The 12244-nt window shown below is 61.9% G+C and carries 8 protein-coding genes; 2 read left to right on the top strand and 6 right to left on the bottom strand.

What is annotated here, in order from left to right; genetic code table 11:
- Positions 1–31: 31 nt before the first annotated feature.
- Positions 32–1408, top strand: a complete 1377-nt coding sequence (locus ACO07C_RS11540; RefSeq protein WP_421914298.1) for a sensor histidine kinase — start codon at positions 32–34, stop codon at positions 1406–1408.
- Positions 1409–1520: 112 nt separating this feature from the next.
- Here the strand turns inward: ACO07C_RS11540 and ACO07C_RS11535 are convergent, their stop codons facing one another.
- The 6 genes from ACO07C_RS11535 to ACO07C_RS11510 all read right to left on the bottom strand — a co-directional run bounded on the left by ACO07C_RS11535 (position 1521) and on the right by ACO07C_RS11510 (position 11348).
- A complete protein-coding gene (locus ACO07C_RS11535; RefSeq protein ID WP_421914297.1) occupies positions 1521–2774 on the bottom strand; it encodes an arsenic transporter in 1254 nt (417 codons plus the stop codon).
- Between the two features lie 17 nt (positions 2775–2791).
- Positions 2792–5824: an efflux RND transporter permease subunit gene (locus tag ACO07C_RS11530; protein WP_421917501.1), complete on the bottom strand. Its 3033-nt coding sequence runs from the start codon at positions 5822–5824 to the stop codon at positions 2792–2794.
- A gap of 122 nt (positions 5825–5946) precedes the next feature.
- Positions 5947–7071: an efflux RND transporter periplasmic adaptor subunit gene (locus ACO07C_RS11525; RefSeq protein WP_421914296.1), complete on the bottom strand. Its 1125-nt coding sequence runs from the start codon at positions 7069–7071 to the stop codon at positions 5947–5949.
- A 707-nt stretch (positions 7072–7778) separates the two neighbouring features.
- A complete protein-coding gene (locus ACO07C_RS11520) occupies positions 7779–8606 on the bottom strand; it encodes an alpha/beta hydrolase (RefSeq protein ID WP_421914295.1) in 828 nt (275 codons plus the stop codon).
- Between the two features lie 10 nt (positions 8607–8616).
- Positions 8617–10104: an NAD-dependent succinate-semialdehyde dehydrogenase gene (locus ACO07C_RS11515; protein ID WP_421914294.1), complete on the bottom strand. Its 1488-nt coding sequence runs from the start codon at positions 10102–10104 to the stop codon at positions 8617–8619.
- A gap of 17 nt (positions 10105–10121) precedes the next feature.
- The gene (locus tag ACO07C_RS11510; protein WP_421914293.1) at positions 10122–11348 is read right to left on the bottom strand and encodes an iron-containing alcohol dehydrogenase; all 1227 of its coding nucleotides are present in this window, start codon (positions 11346–11348) and stop codon (positions 10122–10124) included.
- A 190-nt stretch (positions 11349–11538) separates the two neighbouring features.
- On the opposite strand from ACO07C_RS11510, the gene ACO07C_RS11505 reads away from it, so the two are divergent.
- Positions 11539–12240, top strand: coding sequence for a GntR family transcriptional regulator (locus ACO07C_RS11505; protein WP_421914292.1), 702 nt, complete (start codon positions 11539–11541; stop codon positions 12238–12240).
- Positions 12241–12244: the final 4 nt, after the last annotated feature.

Genomic DNA, 12244 nt, shown 5'->3' with positions numbered 1-12244 from the left:
CTCGCTGGCCGGGAGGCTGCGACTGGCGGCAGTGATTGCGATTGTCGCAGCACTCCTGCTGGCCGCCATGGTCATAGCAATCATCCTGCAGCGCTTCGTCGTGGGCCAGATCGACCAACGGCTGGACGCGCAGATATTCGCCATCTCCTCGGCCCTGCAGCGAGATGGCGATGGAAAAATCACCGTGACACCCGCGTTAAGCGGCCCGCCCTACGATCGTCCGCAATCAGGGTGGGCATGGCAGGTGTCCTGGCCATCCGGTGATCTTGTCTCGACTTCGCTTGCTGCCGTTGGTCCCGTCAAACTGCCGTCGATCGGCCCAGACCGCGTGGACAACTTGCTTGGCCTGAGGGACTGGTTTGGCCTGCTGCGGTCGCTCGGGCGGCCCAAGTCAGTCGAGGGCGAGCACCCAGATGGTCAAGCGTTGCATTGGCGCATCCTTGAGGTGCCATTTGGCGGGGAGACGGTCACCATTGCCGCAGGCGCCCCCTACCACGCGATCTCTGGACCTCTGCGGGAGGCGTTGCTTCCCTTGGGACTGGCGCTGCTGACATTAGGTATTCTTCTGTTCGGAGCACTGTTTGCGCAGGTCCGACTTGGCCTGCGCCCCCTCGCCGACCTGAGGACCGGTCTGGCCGACATCCGGGCCGGCAGGCGAAACGCATTGCCTGGCGATCAACCCAGCGAGGTCCAACCGCTGGTCGATGAGGTCAACAGCCTGCTGGCCGAAAACGCCGAGGGGTTGGCACGGGCCAGGCGTCACGTCGCCAACCTGGCGCATGGGTTGAAGACACCATTGGCTGCCCTTGGACTGGCTTTGGAGCGGCGATCCTTCAGAGCTGTGTCCGCGGAAGTCGATACCGATAACATCGATACTATGCGAGCCCAACTGGACGTCATGGAACGGCTTATCCGTCATCATCTGGCACGCGCTCGTGTTGCGGCCCTGTCGGGTCCGGCACGGGCCAGTACGAATGTCAGCGAGCGCCTCGCGGATCTTGCCGGCATGATGAACAATATTCATCGAGAGCGCGCCCTGAGCTTTAAAGTATCTGTGCCGACAGGGCTTTCGGTGGCGGTCGAGACCCAGGATTTCGACGAAATCCTGGGTAACATTCTCGACAATGCCTGCAAATGGGCAGCATCGGGCGTTGTCGTCGGAGCAAGCGACGACCAAGGGCAAGTCATGATCATCATCGAGGATGATGGCCCCGGCCTTGACCCAGCCGCAATGCCCGAGGCAATGCGACCAGGACGTCGCATCGACGAAGCAACGCCCGGACATGGGTTCGGCTTGCCGATCGCCGCCGAGCTGACCGAGCTTTATGGCGGGAGCCTTGTCCTGGAGAGGGTGCCGGGCACAGGCTTGCGGGTCCAGGTCCGGTTACCAAAAGCTCCTCGGTCCTAGAGCAACGCCAGGAAAAGCGTGAAACGGCTATTCGTACGGATTAGCGTCAAAACAATGGGTTCGCGCGGTTTTTCCGTGAAACGGTGAGCCGGTCCAAGCAAGACAACGGACATCAGCCGGCGACAAATGCCGCAGCCAGCGCTAGCAACAACGCTGGCGGCATCACGACCAGGCCGACCCTGAGAAATGCGATTGTGCCAACCATGTAGCCCTCGCGGCGCAAGGCCGTCAGCCACAGAATAGTCGCCAGCGAGCCGGTGACAGACAGGTTGGGTCCAATGTCGACACCAATCAGCACTGCCTGAACGACATGGTCGGGAACGTGGGCAGCCGCGACCACCGTCCCGGCAACAAGGCCCATTGGCAGATTGTTGGCGAGGTTGCTACCAAAGCCGGTAACGATCCCAGCTACCCATGCGGCCGAAGTCGGTGACTGGTGTGCCATCTCTCGCAACAAGCTGGCAACAGTTGCAATCACTCCCGTCCTCTCAAGTGCCCCCACCAGCACAAAGAGGCCCGCCACAAGGGGCAGCACGCCCCATGATATGTCCTTTGCGACCGACCAAGGGCCTTTTTTCTCCTTGATCAGCACAATCATTGTCGTAGCCAATCCAGCAAGCGCGGTCGGCAGGCCAAGCTGGAGATCGAAAGCCGATGCCCCGATAAGCACGAAAGCCGTGACAACGATACCGGCCGCTGCAAGCACGCCCGCGGCGGACAACGTCGGCACTGGAACATCGATGGCGACCTCCTGGACAAGAGCTTGTCGCTGCGACCAGAAAAGCATCGCGTAGGTCGCGATCACGGACACAAGGGACGGCAGGATGTAGCGTGGCAACCATTCCAGCAGAGACGGAATCGATCGGCCGTAGATCACCAGGTTGGCCGGGTTTGAAATCGGCAGCACGAATGACGCGGCGTTGGCGATGAAAGCGCAGATCAGCAGGTAGGGGAGTGGATTCTTCACCTTGGCAGCACGCACCGCAGCGGCCACCGCCGGCGTTAAGACGACCGCGGTTGCGTCGTTCGACAGGAAAACGGTGACGATGGTGCCGACGACGTAAACCAGCAGGAACAGCCTTGCTGCGGAGCCTTTCGCGCGGCGTGCGGCCTGCGCCGCCAACCAGTCGAACAGGCCTTCGACCCTCGCCACCTCGGACAGCAGCATCATGCCGATCAGGAAGAGGTAGACATCGAGGCCTCTCGCTATGCCCGCCAAGGCGTCAGCCGGCGCGATCAGACGTGCGGCAACGAGGATTGCCGCACCTGCAACAGCCCAGATCCACTCCGGCCAGCCGAAGGGCCGAAGGATGACGCCCGCCGTCGCCGTGCCGGTGACAGCCCAGATTGCGAGATTGGGAGACATGACAGAGACGCCGCTGATCACGCGGTGGCCGTCAGCTTCCGCGGAGAAACCCGCAGGCGATCGAGCATCAGATAGATCACTGGCGTCGTGAACAATGTCAGGATCTGGCTGACGACCAATCCGCCGACAATCGCGTAACCCAGCGGTTGGCGGATCTCGGCCCCTGAGCCGTGGCCCAGCATCAATGGTATCCCACCGAGGATCGCAGCCATCGTGGTCATCAGGATTGGTCTGAACCGCAACAACGCGGCCTCGCGGATAGCCTCGACGCTGGAAGCGCCCTTTTGCTCGGCTGTAATGGCGAAATCCACCAGCATGATTCCGTTCTTTTTCACGATGCCGATCAACAGGATCACGCCAATCATCGCGACGAGACTGAAGTCCAGGCCGGCAAGCATCAGCGCCGCCAGCGCGCCGAGCGCGGCGGAAGGCAGCGTCGACAGGATGGTCAGCGGATGGACGAAACTCTCGTAGAGAACGCCCAGGATGAGATAGACCACGACAAGCGAAGCAGCAATCAGCAGCGGGACGGTCGACAGCGACTCCTCGAACGCCTGCGCACTGCCGGCAAAGGCACCGGTCAGCGTTGCGGGTGCCTTCAAATCCTGAAATGCCTTGTTCACGGCTGACGTTGCGGTGCCCAACGACGCGCCAGACACCAGATTGAATGAGATCGTCGTGGCCGGGAACTGGCCCTGGTGGTTGATCGATACGGGCGCCACGGTTTCGGTGGTCCAATGCGCGATGTTGCCGAGCGGCACGAGTGTCCCATCGGCTGCCTTGACGGACAAGCGGTCGAGCGTCTGCAAATCGTGCTGCAGGTTGGGAAGCACCTCCAACACCACGTGGAACGTGTCGGTCTGCGTGGTAAACTGCGCGATTTGCCTCTGCCCGAACGCGTCATAAAGCGTATCGTCGATGGTTTGCGGCGCCACGCCGAACAGCGAGGCAGCCGCACGGTCGATCTTCAACGACAGGGTTGGCGCGACCTTTTGCAGATCGCTGGCAATGTCGGTGATCTCCGGGATGGACTTGAGGGCATCGACGACCTTGGGCGCCCACGTCCCCAACTCGGTGACATCGCTGTCTTCCAAGGTAAACTGATACTGGGTAAGTGCCGGCCTGGCACCGATGTTGATATCTTGTGCCGCCTGCATGAAAAGTTGAATGCCCTCGACCTTCGCCAATTCCGGCTTGAGGCGCGCGATAACCTCCTGTGCGGTCGCATCCCTCTCGCCGATCGGCTTCAGGGTAATGTTGACGTGTCCCTGGTTGAGGGCATTGCCGCCATTGCCGCCACCGATGTCCATGAACACGCTGTAGACAGCGGGATCCTTGAGCACCACCGCACTGAGGCGCTCCTGCAGCTCAACCATTTTTGGGTACGAGACTTCGGGTGCGGCCTGCGACTGAGCGCCGATGAACCCTGTGTCCTGGTTGGGGAAGAACCCCTTGGGAATGATGATGAAAAGCCAGGCCGTGGCCCCGACGGTTGCCACGAAAACCAGAAGCGTAATGTAGCGGTGCCGAAGCACGACGTCCAAGGCCTTCGCGTAGCCGTTCTGCAGCGCATCGAAGGCGCGCTCGCTCCAAAGATAGAGGCGACCATGCGTACGGCCCGCCGACGGTTTGATCAGGCGGGCCGCCATCATCGGCGTCAGCGTCAACGACACGATCGTCGAGAGGACAATGGCCAGCGTCAAAGTAATGGCAAACTCTCGGAACAGGCGCCCGACAATGCCCCCCATCAACAGGATCGGAATGAGCACGGCAATCAGGGACAGGCTGATCGAAATGATCGTAAACCCGATCTCATGCGAGCCTCGTAACGCCGCCGCCACCGGCTCTTCCCCATCCTCGATATGCCGGCTGATGTTTTCGAGCATGACGATGGCGTCGTCGACCACGAAGCCGACCGCCACCACCAAGGCCATGAGCGACAGATTGTCGATGCTGTAACCGAGCAGATACATCGGCGCCGCCGCCCCCAGCAAAGCGACGGGTAGTGTGACTGCCGGGATAAGCGTGGCCCGCAGGTTGCGCAAGAAGATGAAAATGACCATCACGACCAAGGCAATGGTGATCATCAGCGTAAACTGAACGTCGCGCACCGATGCTCGAATGGTCGTGGTCCTGTCTGTCACCAGTGCCAGTTTGACAGATGGCGGCAGCGAGGCCTGCAGATCGGGCAGGATTGCCTTGACGCGGTTTACAACCTCGATGACGTTTGCGCCTGGCTGGCGAAAGACATCCACGGCAATGCCGCGCTCGCCGTTCGTCCAATGCGCCATCTTTGCATCTTCCGGCCCTTTGACGGCCTGACCGATATCGCGGATCCGGATTGGCCCGCCGTCGCGATAGGCCACGACCGCGTCACTCCAGCCGGCCGCGTCAGTGATCTGGTCGTTGTCATAGATCGGGAATGTTCGTGTGGCGTCGTCGATGTTGCCCTTGGGGCTGCTGACGCTAAGGCCGGAGATTGCCGAGCGTACGTCCTCCATCGTGACGCCCGCGGCGGCGATCCGCCCAGGGTCGATGGAAATCCGGACCGCCGGTTTCTGGCGACCTCCAATATTGACCTGGGCGACACCTGGCATCTGGCTGATACGCTGGGCCACGCGCGTCTCGATCAACTCGTCGACATCGATCAGCGGCAGCGTTTTGGACGTGGCTGAAAGCTGCAGCACTGGCGCGTCGGCAGGATTGACCTTGCGAAAGGTCGGCGGCGCGGGAAGATCCTTGGGCAGTTGGCCGCTGGCAGCGGTAATAGCGGCCTGAACATCACTTGCGGCCTGGTTGATGTCTCGATCGAGCTCGAACTGGACGGTGATCTCGGTCGAGCCGAGAGAACTCGATGATGTCATCTCGGTGACGCCGCTCACCTTGGATAACTGGGTTTCGAGGGGTTGCGCGACCGATGACGCCATCGTGTCTGGTGCCGCCCCCGGAAGGCTGGCGGCGACCTGGATTGTGGGGAAGGAGATTTCCGGCAGGGCCGAGACCGGCAGAAACGGGTATGCCACGCCGCCAAGGAACAGCACGCCCAACATCAGCAGTGTCGTTGCCACCGGGTGCGAAATGAAAAACGCCGAAATCCCGCCCAGCCGCGATTGGGTCGCGGCCTTGACCTGGGGAACGTCCTGCGATTTTGACCGGGCGTCTTCTGTAAGGCTCATGGCTGCGCCGCTGAGCCGGAGGCCGCGACCGCCTGATCGGCTGTCGGGACGACGTTGCCAGGCCCCAGGACATGAACAGTGGCTCCGTCAGCGATCTGGCCTAGCCCATCGAAGACAATTGTGTCGCCGTCCGCGAGCCCTTTCGTCACCAACGCCATGCCATCCGTAGTGACACTCACGCCGACCGGATGTTTGGCGGCTTTGTTGTCTTGGCCAATGACATAGGCCGAGAGGCCATCCGTTCCTCGCGCCAGGGCCTTGTCCGGAACGACGACGCCTTTTTCGATGGCCACGACAAGACGGGTGGCGACGGGCAAGCCCGGCCAAAGGGTGCCCGCCTTATTGTCGAAGCTCGCCCTCAGTCGAATTGATCCGTTCGACGCGTTGACGATGTTGTCCATCAGCGTCAGCTTGCCTCGCGCCAACACCTTGCTCCCGTCGGTCGCGATGGCCTCAACATCGGCTACGCCGGTCTTCAACGCATTCTGGATCTCCCCGAAACGATCTCCTGGCGCCACGAACACCACACTGATCGGATCGAACTGCGTAATCGTCACCAGGCCATCCGTGTTGCTCTGGCTGACCACGCTTCCGACACTCGCCGTCTTGAAACCTGTCCGACCGCCGATAGGCGCCCTGATGGTGGCATAGCTCAATTCGGTCTCGGCACTGCTGATCGATGCGTCGTCGGCATCCAGCGTGGCCTCAAGCTGCTTGACCGCGGCACGTTTGCCATCGAGATCCTGAGACGAAACGACCTTCTTGTCCGCCAGCGTGGAATAGCGATCGAGGTCGGCACGGGCATTATCCAACAGGGCTTGGTCCTGGCCCTTCTTGGCGCGCGCTCCGTCCAGGGTTGCCTGCAAGGCGCGAGGGTCCAGATGCACCAGAACGTCGCCGGCGCTGACTGTATCGCCTTCAACGAAATCGATCTCTTTGACCGCGCCTTCAATGCGTGGGCGTATGGTGACTGACTGGAGTGACGTGACGACGCCAATGCCTGCGATAATGCGGGGTACCGTGCCGGTCTTGGCTACGACAGTGGTTACTGGGATTGGCTGCGTGTTGGTGGCGGCGGCATCGGCCGCCTCGGCCGAACTCGCGCCCCAGGCGCCGGGCAACAGGCATAGTGACGCTAAGCCAACCGCCAGTGCGACAGTATGGAACAACCCTGCCGACTTTAGATACATTTTCTGGAAGCCCCTCAAAATCGAAGCTTAAACAGGGAAGTCGGCCAAATGTTCCGGCGCTGACTATTCGGAGCGTGCCCGGCTAGAGATAACGGGGCTCGAACAACCCAAGCTGAACCGAATTGTTCAGCTTGGGTTAAGCATGGACTTGCATGTTCGGGAGTCAAAGCGGCGACAGCGTGGTTCGCCGAGCATCCAGAAGATCGATCACCCGTTCCAGACCGCGTATGAAGCTGGGCCATTTTTGTCCCATGTTCCATCATGCGAGGGACGGCGCCCACCACAGCCTTCGATCAATAACAAATGATGCAAAACCCGATTTTATTTGTTCGGAACATTTTCTCATGTCCGCTCTTTTTCGGGCCTCGGACCAAAGGAGGCTGTCTTGAAACGGCGAAGCGTAGACAAGGAAAAAATCGAGAGAGCGGACCGAGAGTCCAGGCTCGTTCTGGAAGCCGAGCGTAAAGCGCGGGACGATAAAACGGCTCGGCTCAGGCAAATGCGGCTAACCACCCAAGAGTCGTCTTCAAATCTGAAACAATCTCTAAAAAACGACCTTTAAAGTCCTCTGGATCAGGTCAGGGGTCTCCTTGAAGAAAGTCACCACAACCAAGCAAGCAAGGGAGGCCGCGCGGCGGTCATAATCTATTCGAAATTTCAACAGTTTCCATGAGGCGTTGCCCGGCTTGCGTGCCGACGATGCCAAGGTCTCGCACGCTGTTCATATGGTTCCGATCTTCTAGGCGGAAGTCGCGCACCCTTAAGCTTTGCTCCCGCAAGCGCATTGCGAACCTGGCGGCTTGCTGGTGGAAGGGCGGCGTTTCCTGGCTGCCAACAACGATGGTCACGGCCACCCTCGGATCTTGCCGACCTGTCATCGGCGTAAACTCATCAACCTCGTCATCGGTGATGCCGATCAACGGGTGCAGGAAAGAGAGCTGCAGAGGCTTCAGGTCGTACAGGCCGCCCATCAGCAGCGCGGCTCGCACGCCCGAAGGCTTTGGCGCTGCCTCGAACAGGAAGGTCGCAAGGTGGGCGCCTGCGGAATGGCCGCTGACGCTCAGCTTGGCGGGATCGCCGCCATGACTGGCGATGTTGTCCAGCACCCATTGTTTGGCGCGACGGACCTGTTCGACGATGACAGCCATCCTGACCTCGGGCATCAGCGCATAGTCGACGATGACCGCGATCGCGCCGGCTTTGGTGACTGTGTCCGCTACATAGGAATAGTCGCTCCTGGAAAACATGCGCCAGTAACCGCCATGGATGAAGATGTGAACCGGGAGGTTTCCACGCCTGCCCGATGGAAAGAACAGGTCGAGCCTCTCGGCCTTGCCTTCGCCATAGGCGACATCAGCCACCATCGGCAGCCTTGACCGTGCCAATGCGCTGCGCGCGACGATATCGGCCACGATGTCATCGAAGTCGGCGACGTGGTCGCGGGTGCGGAAGGGGTCCTTGCGCATGGACGAACGCTCAGAAGGTGACAGCGATATATTTGGCCTCCATGAACTCGGCGATACCGTGATGCTGGCCGCCTTCGCGGCCGAGGCCGCTCTGCTTGACGCCGCCGAAGGGTGCGGCCGGATCGGACATCAGCCCGCGATTGAGGCCGATCATGCCTGCCTCGATTGCCGACGCCACGCGCATACTGCGCCCCACATCACGGGTATAGATATAGGCGGCAAGGCCGTATTCCGTGTCGTTGGCGAGCATGATGGCCTCAGCCTCGGTCTCGAATCGCGTGATGGGAGCCACCGGCCCGAAAATCTCCTCATGCGCCATGTCCGCGTCCGGCGGCACGGCGGACAAGACGGTCGGCGGATAGAAGAAGCCTTCGCGGTCCAAAGTCGAGCCGCCGCAAAGCACCTTGGCTCCGCGCCTCACCGCGTCCTTGACGAGGCGGTCGATCTTGTCCACGGCCTTTTTCGTTATCATCGGGCCGCATTCGGTATCGGCTTTGGTGCCTGCTCCCACGGTAAGCGCCGCCATGCGTCTGGAAAGCCCTTCGGCGAAGGCGTCATGGATACCCGACTGCACATAGAGGCGGTTGGCCGCCGTGCAGGCTTCGCCGGCGTTGCGCATCTTGGCGATCATGGCGCCATCGAGCGCGGCGTCAAGATCGGCATCGTCGAAGACGACGAAAGGCGCGTTGCCGCCGAGCTCCATCGAGCAAGAAATCACATGCCTGGCAGCCTCGCCAAGCAAGGTTCGGCCGACGCCCGTCGAACCGGTGAAGGACAGCTTCCTGACGCGCGGATCGGCCAGCATGGCCGATGTCAGCGGGCCCGGATTAGTCGTGGTGAGAACGTTGATGACGCCGGCCGGCACGCCGGCGTCGCTGTAGAGCGCCGCCAGCGCGTAGGCGGTGAGGGGCGTTTCGCTGGCCGGCTTCAGGATGACCGTGCAGCCGGCGGCCAGGGCCGGCGCGATCTTGCGCGTCGCCATCGCGGCGGGGAAGTTCCACGGTGTGATCAGCACGCAGATTCCGATCGGCTCATAGTCTACCACGATCCGGTTGGTGCCGGACGGCGCCGTGCCGAACTCTCCGCTGATCCGGACGGCCTCTTCGGCGTTCCAGCGGAAGAATTCGGCCGCATACGCCACCTCGCCGCGGGCGTCGCGCAGCGCCTTGCCGTTCTCCAGCGAAATCAGCATGGCGAGCGTCTCGGACCGTTCGACCATGAGCTCGAAGCAGCGCCGAAGGATTTCCGAGCGCTTGCGGGGCGCGGTCTCTCGCCATCCCCTGGCGGCGGCGGCCGCGGCCTCGACGGCAGCCGCTGCATCCTCGAGCGTTGCATCGGGAACCGCCGCGATCACGGCGCCGGAGGACGGGTCGACGACGTCAATGAGCCGGCCGTCGGAAGAGGGGCGCCATGTGCCGTCGATGTAAAGTCCGTGCGAAAACCGGTGCACGTGATGGCCATCCAGATCGAGCTGCGGGGAATTTAGGGGAAGGGTCATCTTCTTGATCCGTTGGTTCACATGACGCAGGCGGCGAGGTCACCGTCATGTGCGGCCTGCACGAGACGTCGCATGGCGGCGGGGTCGAACGGGCGCGGGTTGTTCTTGATCAGGCGCTCGATGCCGAGCGCCTGCTCGGCGGTCCAGTCGAGCTTGTCGGCGGGCAGGCCGAGATCGGACAGCGTCCGCGTGATGCCGATCGCCGCGAACAGCCGCCTGATCTCCTCGATGGCAGCGGTGGCCATCTCGACAACGGTCCGCTCCTTGGTTTCGAGGCCAAGCGCGAGGCCAATCTCGGCTATCTCGGCCGCCGCCACGCGGCTGTTGTAGGTCATGACGTAAGGCATCATCGTCGCCACGCCCAATCCGTGCGCGGTGTGGGTGAGCGCCCCTGCCGGATACTGCACGGCATGCGCCGCGGCCGTTCCAGCAGTACCAAAGGCACAGCCCGCGGCCAGTGCGCCCATCATCACATCGGCACGCGCGTCGGCATCGGTGCCGTCGATGCAGGCTTTCTCCAGGCTGCGCCCCAGCAATCTGATGGCCAGCAGCGCAAAATGGTCGGTCAGCGCGGTCTTGCCGATAAAGACATGATTCTGCGGCAGTGCGGGGTCTTCGCCGCGCCGCATGGCGGTGAAAGCCTCGATCGCATGCGTCAAGGCGTCGGCGCCGGCTATCGCGGTCAGGGCAGGGGGGCACGTCATCGTGAGCTCGGGATCGCACAAGGCAACTTCCGCGATCAGATACGGGCTCGATATGCCGACCTTGAGCGTGCGGTCGGGATCGGAAATGACCGCGACCGGCGTCACTTCGGAGCCAGTGCCCGCCGTCGTGGGCACGGCGATAAGCGGCAGCGTCGGACCCGGCACCTTGAACTCACCGTAGTAGTCCTGGAGCTGGCCGCCATGGCTGAGCAGCAAGGTGGCGCATTTGGCGAAGTCGAGGCAACTGCCGCCGCCGATGCCGATCACCATCTCGGGCTGAAATTCTTTCGCTTCGTCGACGCAAATGCTGACGCTGTCGCGTGGCACGTCGGGCAGGACGCGGTCATGCACCAGCACCTCGATCGAGGCTGCCCGGAGCGACTTGACGACTTCCGCGAAGACCGCGGTGCCGGCGAAGCGCTGGTCGGTACAGACCAGCGCGCGCTGGCCGAACCGGCCAGCCACCGTCGGCAGCACATGGCGCTGCCCCTTCCCGAACAGGATTTCTCGCGGCAGCCGGAGGGCGGCGAAAAGGCTCATGATGATCTGCGTCCTTTCATGGAGGCTGAAGGCGAAAGCGCGTTGAATCCGGCCGCTGCGGGGACTTCGGGTCCGAGCTTATCGGGGTCGTATCGCGTCCAAAATGTATCCGCTTTAAAATCGTATATGATATAGGATTGCATCGGCCGGAGCATCGTGTTAGCCATCATCACTGTCAAGAGGCAAAAAGATGCAGAGCACGAACTTACCCGATACGACCGAAATGGCTGCCGCAGGGGGGCGCATCCAGCGCTCCAACAGCCTCGTCGAGGATGTCTATGAAGCCATCTTCGCCCAGCTGATGGCGCTCAAGATCGCGCCCGGCTCGCGCATCACCGTCGACACCCTGGTCAAGGAACTCGACGTCTCCCACACACCCATCCGCGAGGCTCTCGGGCGCCTCGAAGGTGAAGGCCTGGTGCTCAAGACGCATCTCATTGGCTACCGCGCGGCGCCGCAGATTACCCGTCGCCGTTTCGATGAATTGTACGAAATGCGGCTTCTGCTTGAGCCGCATGCCGCGGCGAAGGCCGCCGCCGCCATGGATGAGGTGAAGCTCAACACCTTGCTGGAAGCTGCCGGCGTGATGTCACGGCGCGAAGGCAAGGACGATCGCCTGCGCTATTCGAATTTCGCCCGCCAGGACGCGATCTTCCACGACAAGATCATGGAGTTTTCCCAAAACGAGCTCATTCGCCAGACCTTGAGCCACCAGCATTCCCACTTCCACATCTTCCGCCTGATGTATCATGCCCGGGTCACCGAAGAAGCGCTCGACGAACACGAGGCAATCCTGGCCGCGTTTGGCTCGGCCGATCCCGAAGCCGCCAGAAAGGCGATGCGCATCCACATAGAGCACTCGCGCGACCGCCTGCTGCCGGCATTCGATTGAGGCC

The organism is Mesorhizobium sp., assembly GCF_965229135.1.
GTDB lineage: Bacteria > Pseudomonadota > Alphaproteobacteria > Rhizobiales > Rhizobiaceae > Mesorhizobium.
The sequence above is the reverse complement of the archived record's forward strand: the minus strand, read 5'-3'. Positions and strand labels throughout refer to the sequence as shown.